The organism is Acinetobacter sp. 1207_04, from assembly GCF_052850415.1.
On record NZ_VXCQ01000013.1, the window covers coordinates 1 to 15,466 of the forward strand.

General features: G+C 38.7%; 11 protein-coding genes. 8 read left to right on the plus strand and 3 right to left on the minus strand.

The features are described 5' to 3' along the window. Window positions 1-199, plus strand: a 199-nt coding sequence (locus tag FW754_RS12240) for an ankyrin repeat domain-containing protein (RefSeq protein WP_446324797.1), incomplete at its 5' end; no start/stop codon positions are given. A gap of 116 nt (window positions 200-315) precedes the next feature. Here FW754_RS12240 and FW754_RS12245 read toward each other — a convergent pair. After that, complete coding sequence (locus FW754_RS12245) at window positions 316-3,645, minus strand: DEAD/DEAH box helicase (RefSeq protein ID WP_446324798.1); 3,330 nt, start codon at window positions 3,643-3,645, stop codon at window positions 316-318. A gap of 216 nt (window positions 3,646-3,861) precedes the next feature. Here FW754_RS12245 and FW754_RS12250 point away from each other — a divergent pair, with 216 nt between their 5' ends. Further along, window positions 3,862-5,025 (plus strand): acyl-CoA dehydrogenase family protein, encoded by a 1,164-nt coding sequence (locus FW754_RS12250; RefSeq protein WP_446324799.1) that lies wholly within the window; start codon window positions 3,862-3,864, stop codon window positions 5,023-5,025. Between the two features lie 127 nt (window positions 5,026-5,152). Here the strand turns inward: FW754_RS12250 and FW754_RS12255 are convergent, their stop codons facing one another. Together FW754_RS12255 and FW754_RS12260 are read right to left on the minus strand one after the other, a co-directional pair. Then, window positions 5,153-5,875 carry a CatB-related O-acetyltransferase gene (locus tag FW754_RS12255; RefSeq protein WP_409511087.1) on the minus strand — a complete coding sequence of 241 codons (723 nt, stop codon included), beginning with the start codon at window positions 5,873-5,875 and terminating at the stop codon, window positions 5,153-5,155. A gap of 168 nt (window positions 5,876-6,043) precedes the next feature. Further along, complete coding sequence (locus tag FW754_RS12260; RefSeq protein WP_409511088.1) at window positions 6,044-6,646, minus strand: TetR/AcrR family transcriptional regulator; 603 nt, start codon at window positions 6,644-6,646, stop codon at window positions 6,044-6,046. 180 nt (window positions 6,647-6,826) lie between these two features. Between FW754_RS12260 and FW754_RS12265 the strand changes: the two genes are divergently transcribed. The 6 genes from FW754_RS12265 to FW754_RS12290 all read left to right on the plus strand — a co-directional run bounded on the left by FW754_RS12265 (window position 6,827) and on the right by FW754_RS12290 (window position 15,423). Beyond that, window positions 6,827-8,617 carry an acyclic terpene utilization AtuA family protein gene (locus tag FW754_RS12265; RefSeq protein ID WP_446324800.1) on the plus strand — a complete coding sequence of 597 codons (1,791 nt, stop codon included), beginning with the start codon at window positions 6,827-6,829 and terminating at the stop codon, window positions 8,615-8,617. Window positions 8,618-8,779: 162 nt separating this feature from the next. Then, entirely contained in the window at window positions 8,780-9,676 is an 897-nt protein-coding gene (locus FW754_RS12270; RefSeq protein ID WP_446324801.1) for an SDR family oxidoreductase, read from the plus strand. A 19-nt stretch (window positions 9,677-9,695) separates the two neighbouring features. Continuing rightward, the gene (locus tag FW754_RS12275; RefSeq protein WP_446324802.1) at window positions 9,696-11,309 is read left to right on the plus strand and encodes an acyl-CoA carboxylase subunit beta; all 1,614 of its coding nucleotides are present in this window, start codon (window positions 9,696-9,698) and stop codon (window positions 11,307-11,309) included. 124 nt (window positions 11,310-11,433) lie between these two features. Continuing rightward, entirely contained in the window at window positions 11,434-12,591 is a 1,158-nt protein-coding gene (locus tag FW754_RS12280; RefSeq protein ID WP_446324803.1) for an acyl-CoA dehydrogenase family protein, read from the plus strand. Window positions 12,592-12,601: 10 nt separating this feature from the next. Beyond that, window positions 12,602-13,429: an enoyl-CoA hydratase/isomerase family protein gene (locus FW754_RS12285; protein ID WP_446324804.1), complete on the plus strand. Its 828-nt coding sequence runs from the start codon at window positions 12,602-12,604 to the stop codon at window positions 13,427-13,429. A 47-nt stretch (window positions 13,430-13,476) separates the two neighbouring features. Continuing rightward, window positions 13,477-15,423, plus strand: coding sequence for an acetyl/propionyl/methylcrotonyl-CoA carboxylase subunit alpha (locus tag FW754_RS12290; RefSeq protein WP_446324805.1), 1,947 nt, complete (start codon window positions 13,477-13,479; stop codon window positions 15,421-15,423). The last annotated feature ends 43 nt before the right edge of the window (window positions 15,424-15,466 follow it).

Here is a 15,466-nt window from a genome sequence, read left to right on the forward strand (position 1 = left end):
AAGACAGAGGGTGTTTTTTATTGTCAGGGGAAAGGGCTATAGTACATTGCAGGCAGCCGCTGAAAATGGTTATTTCGAGATTGTTCAATTACTTATTCAGCAAGGCGCAGATGCACATTATAAAAGTGAATATACAGCCTTACAGCTCGCTGAAATGGCCGATCAGCAACAGATTGTTGAGTATTTAATGAACTTATAATGTTCAATTCATAAAAACTGCGTAATAAAAAAGAGAACCCCATCTTCATAATGAGGGCTTTGTATTGCTCCATTAGATCTAACTTTTGTTAAATCCTAAATCTTATTTTTAAAGTCTTAATCTAATAAGCTCATGACGTCATTTTCAGACAATTTAACTTCATTTTCATGATCAATACTGAGAATAGATTGGGTTAGATTAGCTTTGTTTTTTTGTAAAGCAAGTATTTTTTCTTCAATACTTTGATTAGTAATTAATTTATAAACAAAGACTGGTTTTTTTTGGCCAATGCGCCAAGCACGATCAGAGGCTTGATCTTCAGCAGCAGGATTCCACCAAGGATCATAATGAATAACTGTGTCTGCAGCGGTGAGGTTCAAACCAACACCACCTGCTTTCAAGCTAATTAAGAAAACAGGAATATCTCCAGTTTGAAATTCTGTGATGACTTGATCACGTTTTTTCGTTTGTCCTATCAGTTTAACTGTTGGAATATTGAGTATTTTTAATTGGTTTTCAATAATTTGTAACATTGTTGTAAATTGTGAAAAAATCAAAATTTTACGACCTTCTTCAACCATATCTTGAACCATTTGCAATAAGTGGTCTAATTTTGCTGATTCAATATTTTGATTTTTGACATTATCCAATTGTAAAAGTGCAGGGTGACAGCAGACTTGTCGAAGTTTCAGTAACGCACTGAGAATTTGAATCTGACTACGATGAAAGCCCTTAGTTGCAATTAGCTCACGTATATTTTTTTGCATGGTTGCACGAACAGCCTCATAAAGTTTGGACTGTTGTTCATTCAAATCAATATTGACTTCAATCATGGTTTTTTCAGGAAGCTCTTTGGCAACTTCAGTTTTTAAACGGCGTAACATGAAGGGTTTAATACGAGAAATGAGCTTACTTTTAATACTTAGGTCGGCATTTTTTTCGATTGGTTTGCGATATGTTTTATTAAAAACATCCTGGCTATAGAGAAAGCCAGGCATTAAGAAATGGAATAATGACCAAAGTTCACCTAAGTGGTTTTCCATAGGTGTACCTGTTAAGCAAAGTCGATGTTTTACATTAAGTTGTCGGACAACTTGTGATGCTTTAGCTCGTGGATTTTTAATGTTTTGGGCCTCATCTAAAATGAGCATATGATATTGATGAGATAAGAAAAACTCTTCATCACGGGCTAAAAGTGGGTAAGTGCTGAGAATGATATCGGCATCATAGATTTGGTCAAAGAAGTTTTGGCGATCATGACCTTGTAGTACTAAGACTTTTAATTCAGGTGTGAATTTTTCAGCTTCTTTACGCCAATTATGCATTAAAGATGTAGGGGCAATAATGAGTGCAGGATATTGCTCTAATCGACCTGCTTGTTTTTCAATGAGTAAATGTGCAAGTGTCTGTGCCGTCTTACCTAAGCCCATATCATCGGCAAGAATACCACCATGCTCGGTTTCACGTAAAAACTGTAACCACGCCAAACCTTGTTGTTGATAATGACGCAATTCACCTTGAAAACCTTGTGGTGTGGCAATCTGTTGTTGATAGCTTGTTTGTAGTTTATGTGCAAAGGTTTTTAAACGTTCATTACTGTGCCAAGGCATACCTAAATGATGTTCTAAATTTAAGAGTTGTGTAGCTTCATATTGATCAATTGCGTTTGATTTGGGATAACGTAAAATATCTTTTAAATAGCTTAGAATGGGCTTGATATCTTTGATGCTGAGTGCAAGTTGTGTTTCATTTTCAGTGATAGGAACAAGAAAAAACTCATCTTCTTTAAGTTGATCAATATATTGATCTTCGAGTAAATGGGGATTGGACTGTATGACATAGCCAAGCAGTTCGATGAGATTGTAGGTTTGACCTTGACTGTCTTGAATGGTTGCACCGACATTAAACCAATCTTGTTTTTGATCAGATTCAGTTAATAATAATTGTAAATTTTGCGTGGCATTTAAGTTAAATAAACTATTTTTATGATGATCAACTTGCCACCCGAGTAGGGCAATTTTATTTTCAGGAATTAGTTGGTTGATCCAAATATTAGGATTTGCACAAACAATTGAATTTTCGGTGACATCATCAAAAGCAGGACGTTTACTTTTAGTGATTTGAGTGAGCCATTTTAATGATGGGATGGCTTCTTTTAGGGTGTCAATCGCATCTTTTTCTAAGGCTAAATCACGCTGTTGACGCACAGTTTGTTCATTGACTTGGGCAATAAAATAATGATCGGGAGAACCTTTTTTAATACGGCCCACTGGATATTCAAACTCAATTTCAGCCATCGCATAATGATGCATCTGTCCTAAACGATCATATTGTGAAAAATAACCGAACTTTAAAATAGGTGTCGGCTTTCCAGTTTGAGTTGGTATATTGAGTACAGATTGTGCCTGTGGTAAATAAGCAAAAGCAGAGTAAGGCTGAATCGTTTGTTTAAATTCAGCCAATATTTCCACAGGCATTTGTGGCATATCCATCAATTCATTAATCATTTCACTTGAATAAGATGATTCGAGCATACCCACTTGATTATTGAGTGTATCTAAATAGCTAAGTGGATGAGAATGAATAATATAAATTTGCTGACAATGTTCTATTGAAAGGGGGGCATGCTGTGCATCAAAGAATTGTGCTGTGAGTTTTTCAGTCTTATTTTGAGGATGAGCTTGCCAATTGAATTCAAGCTGATAGTTGTGATCAGACCAAGTTAATATCGGATGTGTCGTATTTAGTGCATAGCAAGTACCACTTTGAATCGCAGTTTTGAGCTGTTCTTGGTAAATGCCTGAAATATCCCATGTTGGTGGATAATAATGTGCATTTGGAAAATTTAATTTGGCAAAAAAATACAAATGGCTAAAGATTTTTTTTTCTTCAGAACTTACTTTTAAGCGTTCGTTGAGAACATTATCATAACTAATATAAGGTGTCGTATCTCGAATTTGCCCATCTTTGGTACGTCGTACTTTATAAATACTAATGTGTAGTTGTTGGCTATTATTTTTTGATTGAAATACATAAATAAGTTGATGTTGCGATTCAGTTTTAACTTGAGCCAATTGTTGTTTAAATTGATCTAACCATACTTTTGCAGTGTGATGGTTTTGTTGTTGTGAATTTTGCTGAGTTTGATTGAGACTACTTTGTTCTAAATTTTGTCGATCATAAAAATAACGGGCTAAAGCCGCTGCATGTTTACAATCATATCCGACAGGACAACTACAATCAGTGTCAATAATCGCTTGTTTCAATGGGCTAAAAATGAGGGTGGTATCATAACGATAGCTTCCTATAATACGTGCTTCAACCACAATATTTTGGCGATCTTGATACATTTCGAGTGATTTAAAATCAATTTTTCCGACATAACTGATACTGCGTTGCAGTGTTGCAGTGTTAAATCGTGCTAAAAACTGATCCAGTGTCATCATGAATTTAAAACATAAATAGTGAAAAATATTACTCTTAGTCTAGCGTAGTTTTATCATCGAGAATGCATTAAAGATGGTAGATTGTTGATTTTTTGATTGACTAAAAATAACAATTAGTTTGTTTTAAAAGATGATTTCTGCAACTTAAAAAGCCTAAAAATCTGTCAGTATAGATTTCTGAATGATTCGTACAAAAACGTAAGGATGCTGAAAATAATGAAATCTAATCCAATTTACTATACAGATCAACATTTTGCATTTGCAGATTCCGTTCGTAAATTTGTCCAAAAAGAATTGATGCCACATATTAATGAATGGGAGGAAGCTGAAACCTTTCCACGCGAGCTTTATCAAAAAGCAGCGGATATTGGTTTGCTTGGTTTAGGTTTTGATGAAAATTATGGTGGCATAGCAGGGACAGATGCCTTTCATGTGTTGTTATCATCCATTGAGCTTGCAAAAACAGGATCAGGTGGGTTATGTGCATCACTTTTATCACATTCAATTGGTGCACCCCCGATTAATCATTTTGCCTCGGCTGAGATTAAAGAAGCTGTACTGACGAAAATTTTATCGGGTGAAAAAATTTCGGCTTTAGCCATTACTGAGCCGACAGGTGGTTCAGATGTTGCAGCATTACAAACCAAAGCGGTTCGTGATGGTGATGACTATATTGTCACTGGTGAAAAGACGTTTATTACCTCGGGTATTCGTGCCGATTATTACACCGTAGCAGTGCGAACTGATCCTGAGGCCAAAGGGCCTAATGGTATTTCAATGTTATTAATTGATGCGCATAGTGCAGGTATTACCAAATCTAAACTCGATAAGATGGGGTGGTGGGCTTCAGATACCGCACATTTACATTTTGATAACGTACGAGTCCCTGCGAAAAATTTACTGGGTGCAGAAAATATGGGCTTCCTAGTCATCATGAATAATTTCAACATGGAGCGTTTTTTCCTTGCCGCAAGTAGTTATGGTTTTGCATTGGTCTGTTATGAGGAAGCTTTGGAGTGGGCACAGCAACGAAAAACGTTTGGCAAGCGCTTGGTTGATCATCAAGTGGTACGACATAAATTGGTAGACATGGCGACACGTTTAACCACGACTTTGGCTTTACTTGAAGATACGGCGTACCGTTTAGGACGAGCTGATATGCAGGGTAGTGAATTGATTGCACAAATTTGTATGCTGAAAAATGTTGCGACACAAACTATGCAATTTTGTGCTGATGCATCTGTGCAGACATTAGGTGGTATGGGCTTTATGCGAGGGATTAAATCTGAACGGATCTACCGTGATGTTAAAGTGAATATGATCGGTGGTGGGGCGGAAGAAATTATGAAGGATCTAGCGAGCCGTCAATTAGGATTTTGATTGCGGTTAAAATCAGTTAAATCTTTATTTTCAGAGTTGAAGTGTATTTTAGAAAATACACTTTAATCAGAATTCAATTGAGGTGTTTTGGTAAGTTAATAATTTTTCAAAAATTTAACTTATTTTTCTATTTTAGAATAAGTGGAGTCAAATTTAAGGGAGTTAGAGATTCAATATTGTCATTAAATTGATCGATAAATGTTTCAATATTGGTAATGTCGTATTGTTGAAAATCCGTGAATGCGTAATTCCACCATTGTAATGCTAACAATTTTTGAATATGTGTTTCACTGAAACGATATTTAATTATTTTTGCAGGATTTCCACCAACAATAGCGTAAGGAGGGACATCTTTGGTGACAACAGAGTTTGCAGCAATGACAGCACCTGTGCCTATATTTAAATTTTGTTTTAACACCACACGGGCACCAATCCAAACATCATGTCCGATATTTAAGCCTTCTTGATTTGTTCGAGGTAAAATTCGTGCATGTTGTTCAGTTTGGGTATCTGCTAAAAACTTTTGATAAATAATAAAATTTTTATCGTAAGTTGTTGAAGATGTGGTTAACCATTCATATGGATGTCTGAACCCCATGAGTTTTACGTCTGCTGCAATTGAACAATATCTACCAATTTTAGTTTTTATTGAAAATTTTGACCATGAGTAGGAAAAAGCGCCCATTTCCCATAAGTGATTGCCAACCATAAATGCACTATAAGGTTCTATTTTTGCACCAACTAAATAATTAAGTTCATCGGTATTTTTAAATCGTTCTGTGCCTGATGATTGAAAAAAAATATTATGTGTGATTAAGCTATTTTTTAAATTTTCATAGGTATTTTTCATGTCATTCCTATTGGTAAAGTTATTAATTTATATGTATTAGTTAAAATAATTTATAAAAATGTTTTGAAGTTTCATCATAACATGATGTTTAAAGCTGATATTTTAAAAATTAACCTTATTATTCTTTTTGAATGAGAGCATAATTTTATTGTAATAATTGATTTAATTTTAGTGGCTTATAGCCATTTCCCATACCATTTCCGTCAATTCATCTATGCTTATTTTACCATTTGGATTATACCAAGTCACCGTCCAAGCAATCGCACCACCCATTAAACGACGCCAAATAAAAGTATCATGCTTAATTTTGCCAAGTTTACGTAACTGATGAATCACTTCAAACCAAATATCTTCATAAGCATTACGCATTTTGAGTAATTCATTTTGACGCTCTTGCGATAAAGCTTGCCATTCATAAACCAAAACAGCCATTGCGGATCCTGTATCTCCTGTAATGGAAATTAACTCAGCTTTGATTAAATTTTTCAGTTGTTGTTCAGGATCATCTGATTGTTGAATGGCATCTAAAAGACGATCATGGTTATAAATAATGGTTTGTTTCATCACATTGGCAAGAATATCATCCTTGCTTGTAAAGTGATGAAATAAGCTACCTGACTGAATACCAATGAAATTTGCTAATTCTCGAACTGTTGTTTTCGCATAGCCTTGCTTGTGAAACAGATAAGCTGCACCAAGCAATAGACGACCTTTAGGGCTGTAATCGAAACAGGCAATCGGTTGAATATCATTGATAGAAGCAGCAATCATTTTTTAGATATTTCCTACAAAATTTAAATATTTATAAGGTGATGATGTGTAGATTGAACACATTGGTCATTACAGCATAACATTTTGCACTTTACAAACCAAGCGCTTGCTTGGTATAAAATGAAGTATAAATTTTATTCACAATAAGCAAAATAAGTTCATCACGAAATAGGTGTGAAAATGGAAGATCAACGTATTGTCAAAATTGGATGTGCTTCTGGTTTCTGGGGAGATACCAATACGGCAGCTTTCCAATTGGTGCATTTGTCCGATATTAATTATCTCGTTTTCGATTACCTTTCAGAAATCACCATGTCGATTATGGCAAAGGCTATGATAACCAATCCTGAACATGGTTATGCCTTGGATTTTGTCAGTCGTGTCATGGCACCATTGATCAAAAAAATCAGTGATAAAAAAATTAAAGTGATTAGTAATGCAGGCGGTGTAAATCCGTTGGCATGTCGTGATGCTTTGCAAAAAGTCATTGAAGCACAAGGGTTAGATCTTAAAGTAGCTGTGGTTTTAGGCGATGACTTGATGCCAAATCAAGCTGAACTAAAAAACCAAAACATCAAAGAAATGTTTAGTGGTGAGGATTTACCAGATCATTTGGCAAGCTGTAATGCTTATCTCGGTGCGATTCCCATTCGTGATGCTTTAGATGCAGGTGCAGATATTGTCATCACAGGTCGTGTTGTAGATTCTGCGGTGGCATTAGCACCATTATTACATGAGTACAAATGGTCGCCCGAAGATTATGACAAGCTCTCGCAAGGTTCATTGGCAGGGCATATCATTGAATGTGGTGCGCAATGTACAGGTGGAAATTTTACCGACTGGCGCTTAGTTGAAGGCTTTGACAATATGGGTTTCCCCATTGTCGAAGTAAAAGAAGATGCATCGTTCATTGTAACAAAACCAAATGGCACAGGTGGTCTAGTTTCAACAGCAACGGTTGCAGAGCAAATTGTCTATGAAATTGGCAACCCTCAAGCCTATTTATTACCCGATGTAAGCTGTGATTTTAGCCAAGTAAAATTGGAACAAGTCGGTGAGCATCGTGTTGCGGTAACGGGTGCAACAGGTCGTGCGCCTACACAAGAATATAAAGTCAGTGCAACCTATCCTGATGGTTATCGTGTCTTAGTTAGTTTCTTAATTGCAGGGCGTGAAGCACCTGCCAAAGCACAAGTTATTGCTGATGCAATATTGACGAAGTGTGAACGTATTTTAGCTTTGCGTTCTGTCCCTGCATTTCAAGAAAAATCGGTTGAAATTCTTGGAATTGAAAGTACTTATGGTGCAAATGCTCGTCATACAGACAGCCGTGAAGTTGTAGTGAAAATCGCAGTTAAACATATGTTTAAAGAAGCATGTATGTTCTTTGCTTCGGAAATTGCACAAGCCTCTACAGGGATGGCACCTGCCTTGGCGGGTATAGTTGGTGGTCGTCCAAAAGCATCACCAGTGATTAAACTTTTTTCATTCCTTGCGGATAAATCAAAACTAAATATTGAAATAGACATCAATGGTCAACGTCAAAAAGTCGTAATTCCTCAAGGTTCAGCAGAGCAGTCATTTACACAACTACCAATCGGTGAAGTTGCTCAATTTACAGGTGATGAAGTTGAGATTGCATTGGTTGATATTGCCCATGCACGTAGTGGTGATAAAGGCAATCACAGCAATATTGGTGTGATTGCACGTCAGCCTAAGTTTTTACCATGGATTCGTGCCAATTTAACCGATGAGAATGTCACGAAATATATGCAACACGTGCTTAATCCTGAAACAAGCAAAATTATTCGCTATGAAATTGAAGGGCTTAATGCCTTAAATATTCTATTGGAAAATGCTTTAGGTGGTGGGGGAATTGCCAGTTTACGCATCGACCCACAAGGTAAAGCCTTTGCACAACAGTTGTTGGATATGCCTGTGAAAGTGCCGAAGGGATTGATTGGTAATTAGTAGAGAATATGAAAGTCCCCTCTTTTTAAAGGGGGACTTAGGTGGATTATTTTTATTTAAAAACACCTCACCCTTGCGAACTCAGAATATATTCTGAGGATTCTCATCTCCTATGAGGAGAGGGAGCTATGGAAATCAAAGAAAACAAATTGGAAATAAAAAATGCAATATAACTCAATCTTTAGATCAGATGCTTTTCAAGATAAAGTCATTATTGTCACAGGTGGTGGCTCAGGCATTGGACGTTGTACAGCGCATGAATTGGCATCTTTGGGCGCACAAGTGGTCATTACAGGACGTAAAATTGAAAAACTACAAAATGTAAGTGCTGAAATTTTAGAAGATGGTGGCAAAGTCCATTTCATTGTGTGTGATAACCGCGAAGAGCAACAAGTCAAAGACATGATTGCAGAGGTTGTTGAAAAATTTGGCAAGCTGGATGGTTTAGTGAATAACGCAGGGGGACAGTTTCCCTCAGGCTTAGATAGTATTTCTGCCAATGGTTTTGATGCCGTGGTACGCAACAATTTACATTCTAGCTTTTATCTAATGAAAGAAGCCTATAACCAATGGATGTCGAAACATGGTGGCAATATTGTCAATATGGCGGCAGATATGTGGGGCGGTATGCCAGGAATGGGACATTCAGGTGCTGCACGTTCAGGCGTAGACAATTTGACCAAAACCGCTTCAGTGGAGTGGGGACATGCAGGCGTACGAGTGAATTGTGTCGCACCTGGGTGGATTATTTCATCAGGAATGGACAATTATTCAGGTGACTTTGCCAAATTTATTATCCCAAGTTTGGCAGGCAACGTACCTCTCAAACGGATGGGGACAGAGTCAGAAGTATCTTCTGCCATTTGTTATTTACTATCAGATGCCGCAGGTTTTATTTCGGGAATGACCATTCGGATTGATGGTGCAGCATCACAAGGTACACGTATGTATCCGCTTGCCGATGCTAAAAATAGCCATTCGTTTAATGGTTTTCATCGTGCATTTATTCCCGATGTTTTAAAAGATGGGCTTGGCAAAGAAGCACAAGATTCCAAATAAGGACAAGGACTAAAAGAAGATGACCATTCTACAATCTGAAATTGCGGTGGGCAGTGAACAATATGAGCAAAATAAAGCCCATATGCTCAGCCAACTCGATGAAGTGAAAGCGGTACAGAATAAGAGTTTTGAGAAGTCTTATGCAGTTAAATCCAAGTTTGATAAAAAAGGTAAAATTTTACCGCATGAACGTGTCCGTTTAGTCCTTGATGCCAATTCTCCTTTTGTTGAATTGTGTGGATTGGTCGGTTACCAAATGCATGATGATAAAGATGGCTCAGAAGCGGGTGGTGGCATTATTGCAGGAATTGGTTTTGTCAGCGGTGTGCGTTGTTTGGTTTCAGCAAGTAATAGTGCCATTAAAGGTGGAACAATATCGCCAATGGGGGTACATAAAACCTTACGTCTGCAAAAAGTTGCTTTAGAACAAAAACTTCCGATGCTGACGTTGTCTGAAAGTGGAGGTGCAAACCTCAATTATGCAGCAGAAGTCTTTACTCAAGGCGGCATGACTTTTGCCAATCAAGCACGTATGTCTGCGGCAGGTATTCCACAATTGTCGGTTGTACATGGCAATGCAACGGCAGGCGGTGCATATCAACCAGGTTTATCTGATTATGTGATTACCATTCGTAAGCAAACGGAAATGCTTCTTGCAGGGCCACCGTTATTGATGGCGGCAACAGGTGAAGTGGCAACGGCAGAGGAGTTGGGCGGTGCGGAAATGCATGCGCAAGTAGCAGGAACAGCAGAATATTTGGCGGAAAATGATGCCGATGGTATTCGAATTGCTCGTGAAGTTTTTGAGCATTTAAATTGGAAAGAGCAGGTCAATACAACGAAAAAGCAATATCAAGAACCTCGTTATGCGACAGAGGAGTTGCTTGGCATTATTCCCAATAATCCGAAACAACCTTTTGATATGAAAGATGTGATTGCCCGTTTGGTCGATGATTCAGATTTTCTAGAATTTAAACAAGAATATGATGATTTAACCGTGTGCGGTTGGGCAAAAATGGGTGGCTTGCATGTGGGGATTATTACCAATAATGGACCAATTACACCGCATGGTGCTGCCAAAACTGCACAATTTATTCATTTGTGCGAACAGACCCAACGTCCACTCTTATTTTTACATAACACCACAGGTTTTATGGTCGGAACGGATGCGGAACAAAACGGAATCATCAAACATGGATCTAAACTGATTCAAGCGGTTGCCAATACAACAGTGCCTAAAATTTCGGTTGTAGTTGCAGGGTCGTATGGTGCGGGCAACTATGCAATGTGTGGGCGTAGCTTGTCGCCTGATTTTATATTTGCATGGCCAAATTCTCATGTGGCGGTGATGGGTTCAGCGCAAGCAGGCAAGGTACTTCGTATTGTGGCGGAAGGGAAACAACGTGCTTCAGGTATGGAGCCAAATGAACAAATGCTCGATTTTTTGGAACAAAGTACAGCGATGAAGTTAGAACAACAATCGACAGCTTTGTTTAATACAGCAATGTTACATGATGATGGCATTATTGATCCGAGAGATACCCGTAAAGTGTTGATATTTTTACTTGAAACCATTGATGAAGCATCAAAACGTCAACTGAATCCAACACGTTTTGGCGTATCGCGATTTTAATTTTAAGAGCATTCACCTTGCGAAGCTTTGCTTCTCATCTCCTAAAAGAGAGGGAGTAGACGGTCTAAGAAGCTCAAACTACTAACAAAATTTTGGAAATAATTAGTATATACAGGATAAAACAATGAAATTTACACCAGAACATGAAGCGTTACGCCGTACAACACGTCAGTTTGTTGAAACTGAATTGAATCCATTTATCCCAACATGGGAAGCTGAAGGCAAATTTCCGATTCATGAAGTTTTTAAGAAAATGGCGGATTTGGGCTTATTGGGTATTTGTAAGCCTGAAGAAAATGGTGGCTCAGGACTCGATTATTCTTACAACTTGGTGGTTGCCGAAGAATTAGGTCGTGCTGCCTGTGGCGGTGTACCTTTAGCTATTGGTGTACAGACGGACATGGCAACACCCGCATTGGCACGTTTTGGTAGCAAGGAATTGCGTGATGAGTTTTTAACGCCTGCTGTTGCAGGGGAATACGTGGCTGCAATAGCAGTATCAGAAGTACATGCAGGTTCAGACGTTGCAGCCATTAAAACCACAGCGAAAAAAGACGGTGATGATTATGTGATTAATGGCAGTAAGATGTGGATTACCAACTCACTCCAAGCCGATTTTTTTTGCTTACTTGCCAATACTTCCGATGACAAACCACATGTTAATAAGTCGATGATTATTGTCCCTGCAAAGACCCAAGGCATAAATTTTTCTGAGCCACTGAATAAATTAGGCATGCGTTCAACCACCACAGCCGAAGTATATTTAGACAATGTCCGTGTGCCACAACGTAATTTGGTTGGTGCAGAAGGCATGGGCTTTATGATGCAAATGATGCAATTCCAAGAAGAACGCATGTGGGCGGCTGCCAATGCAATTGGCGGTTTAGAAAGCGTTATTCAACAGACCATTCAATACACAAAAGAGCGTCATACATTTGGGCAACCACTGATTAATAATCAATATGTACATTTTCGTTTTGCCGAGTTAATGACTGAAGTTGAAGCTTTACGTGCACTGACCTATCGTGCCTGTGATATTCATATTGATGGTGGTAATGCCACCGAAATTGCTTCGATGGCTAAGCTCAAAGCAGGGCGTTTAACCCGTGAAGTTGCTGACAGTTGTCTACAATTTTGGGGTGGTAATGGCTTCATGTGGGACAACCCAGCATCGCAACTTTATCGTGATGGTCGTTTGGGTTCAATAGGCGGTGGAGCAGATGAAATCATGCTCGGCATTATTTGTAAATTGATGGATATTTTACCATCTAAGCGTAAATAAGGAGATGACGATGACTCTTCCACAGACATTATCAGCACTACAGCTAGATGACAGTATTGAATTGGATCTTGCCGAAGGAATTTTATCGCTTTATTTAAATCGACCAGAAAGTCGTAATGCTATGAGCCTGAATATGGTCAAAACCATTCAGCAGGTATTTAGCAGTATTGAACATGATGTGAGTATTCGTGCGGTAGTTTTACGGGGTAAAGATGGAAACTTTTGCTCAGGTGGCGACATTAAAGACATGGCACAGTTGCGTGTAGATGCCACAAGTGCAGGTTCAAATCAGCCTTATGTTGAGTTTAACCGTCAGTTTGGTCGTATGCTTGAACAGGTTGATCAAGCACCACAAACGGTTGTAGTCGTTTTAGAAGGTGCTGTTTTGGGTGGTGGTTTTGGATTGGCATGTGTTTCTGATGTGGCAATTAGTCGTTCAGATGTCACCTTTGGTTTACCTGAAACAGGGCTAGGGATTATTCCTGCGCAAATTGCACCATTTGTAGTTAAGCGTATTGGTTTGACTCATACACGTCGTTTGGCTTTGCTAGGTAAACGTTTTAAAGGCTCAGAAGCATTGCATATGGGACTTGTGCATGAAGTGGTTGAAAATGAAGTTGCACTTGAATTAGCACTGCATGATGTTCTGATTCAAATTCGCCGTACAGCACCACATGCATCACGGGCGACCAAAGCTTTATTACATAAAACATTGAATGAGCCATTAAAAACTTTACTTGATGATGCTGCTCAACTTTTTGCAGACGCGGTGAGTAGTGAGGAAGGTATGGAAGGCACGATGGCATTTGTACAAAAGCGTGAACCAAATTGGATGTAAGCGCAGACAAAAATGAAAAATAACGAGCCAAATAAGGAATCATAACCATGGCTTTTTCAAAAGTATTGGTGGCAAACCGTGGTGAAATTGCTGTTCGAGTCATTCAAACAGCAAAAGCGATGGGGTATTGCACTGTAGCGGTGTATTCAGATGCCGATGCAAATGCACGTCATATTCAAGTAGCAGATGAAGCGGTTTATATTGGTGCATCAAAAGTATCAGAATCTTATTTACGGATTGATCAAATTATTGAAGCCTGTCAAAAAACGGGTGCAGATGCAGTTCATCCTGGCTATGGCTTTTTATCGGAAAATACCGATTTTGCTGCAGCTTGTGAAGCGAATCAAATCACCTTTATTGGACCAGGGTCAGCAGCCATTGAACTGATGGGCAGTAAACGCTTATCTAAAATTGCTATGATTCAAGCAGGTGTACCTTGTGTTCCAGGCTATGAAGGTGATCAACAAAATTTAGAATTTTTAGCAGAACAAGCAGAAAAAATTGGTTATCCCCTGATGGTGAAAGCATCAGCAGGTGGTGGTGGGCGCGGAATGCGCCTTGTACAGCAATATTCTGAGCTGATGGAGTCATTAAAAACGGCGAGATCTGAAGCTGAAAATGCATTTGGTTCGGGGGAATTAATTTTAGAAAAAGCCATGATTGCACCACGCCATGTCGAAATTCAGGTTTTTGGCGATCAGCATGGCAACTATGTTTATTTGTTTGAACGAGATTGTTCGATTCAACGTCGCCATCAAAAAGTGATGGAAGAAGCGCCGTGTCCAGTGATGACAACTGAACTACGTCAACGTATGGGAGAGGCTGCGGTACAAGCAGCAAAATCGTGTGATTATGTTGGGGCAGGAACGGTTGAATTTTTACTTGATGCATCAGGTGAGTTTTATTTCTTAGAAATGAATACACGTTTGCAAGTTGAGCATCCTGTGACAGAAATGGTGACAGGGCTTGATTTAGTTGAATGGCAATTGCGTGTGGCAAATCATGAGGTTTTGCCGTTAAAGCAAGATGAATTACAACTGAATGGTCACGCCATTGAAGTACGTTTATATGCCGAAGATCCTCGTCAAGATTTCTTGCCTCAAACGGGTCAAGTACTACATTGGCAAGGTGCAGATTTACCCAATGTCCGCATTGATCACGGTTTATTGCAACAAGGGGAAATTAGCTCCTTTTACGATCCGATGGTAGCAAAAGTGATTGCTTATGCACAGACTCGTGAAGACACGATTCGCCTTTTAGCGCGTGCAGTGGATGATTGTGTTTTACTTGGTATAAACAGCAATAAACAATTCCTCGCCAATCTATTGCGTCACCCTGTGGTGGTTGCAGGTGATACCAATACCGCTTTTATTCAGCAACATTTTCAGGCAGATGAGAGTTTACAAGTTCAGACTTTAAGCTTAGAACATCTTGCGGTTGCTGCGGCATTGTTTACCCAGACTCAACAGCAAGCAAGTTGGAGTACAGGGCTGAGTCCAAAATTGCCATTGAAGTTGCAAATTGAAGAGCAAAAATTGGAATTATCACTTGAGTTTAATAGTAATGGCTTAAGTATTGAAACTTGTGGGCAGATTCAAAGTATTGAAATGATTTCACAAACAGCACAACAAGTGGTGTATGTGGCAAATGGTGTACGCCGTAAATTAAATTATACATTGCAAGATCAACAACTCTATTTAGATGTCAATAATGGCAATGTCTCGATTCAAAATATGACCTATGCACCGCCAGAAACAACCAATCTTGTGGGAGATGGCAAAATCAAAGCACCGATGGATGGTGCAGTGATTCAAATTTTGGTCAATGTTGGTGATCAGGTTGAAAAAGGGCAGACGTTATTGATCTTGGAGGCGATGAAAATTCAGCAACAAATCAAGTCTGATATTGATGGTGTAGTGAATGAGATTATTGCTCAAACGGCTCAACAAGTGAAAAAACGGCAGGTACTTTTTAATATTCAAGCAAGTGAATAATTTTGTATATAAAGCCCTTGATCTCAGATAAGGGGCTTTTTTC

What these genes read in the sequence shown, in the direction of transcription:
- FW754_RS12245 (WP_446324798.1), bottom strand. Translation starts at nt 3,645, where the DNA reads ATGATGACACTGGATCAGTTTTTAGCACGATTTAACACTGCAACACTG.
- FW754_RS12250 (WP_446324799.1), top strand. Translation starts at nt 3,862, where the DNA reads ATGAAATCTAATCCAATTTACTATACAGATCAACATTTTGCATTTGCA.
- FW754_RS12255 (WP_409511087.1), bottom strand. Translation starts at nt 5,875, where the DNA reads ATGAAAAATACCTATGAAAATTTAAAAAATAGCTTAATCACACATAAT.
- FW754_RS12260 (WP_409511088.1), bottom strand. Translation starts at nt 6,646, where the DNA reads ATGATTGCTGCTTCTATCAATGATATTCAACCGATTGCCTGTTTCGAT.
- FW754_RS12265 (WP_446324800.1), top strand. Translation starts at nt 6,827, where the DNA reads ATGGAAGATCAACGTATTGTCAAAATTGGATGTGCTTCTGGTTTCTGG.
- FW754_RS12270 (WP_446324801.1), top strand. Translation starts at nt 8,780, where the DNA reads ATGCAATATAACTCAATCTTTAGATCAGATGCTTTTCAAGATAAAGTC.
- FW754_RS12275 (WP_446324802.1), top strand. Translation starts at nt 9,696, where the DNA reads ATGACCATTCTACAATCTGAAATTGCGGTGGGCAGTGAACAATATGAG.
- FW754_RS12280 (WP_446324803.1), top strand. Translation starts at nt 11,434, where the DNA reads ATGAAATTTACACCAGAACATGAAGCGTTACGCCGTACAACACGTCAG.
- FW754_RS12285 (WP_446324804.1), top strand. Translation starts at nt 12,602, where the DNA reads ATGACTCTTCCACAGACATTATCAGCACTACAGCTAGATGACAGTATT.
- FW754_RS12290 (WP_446324805.1), top strand. Translation starts at nt 13,477, where the DNA reads ATGGCTTTTTCAAAAGTATTGGTGGCAAACCGTGGTGAAATTGCTGTT.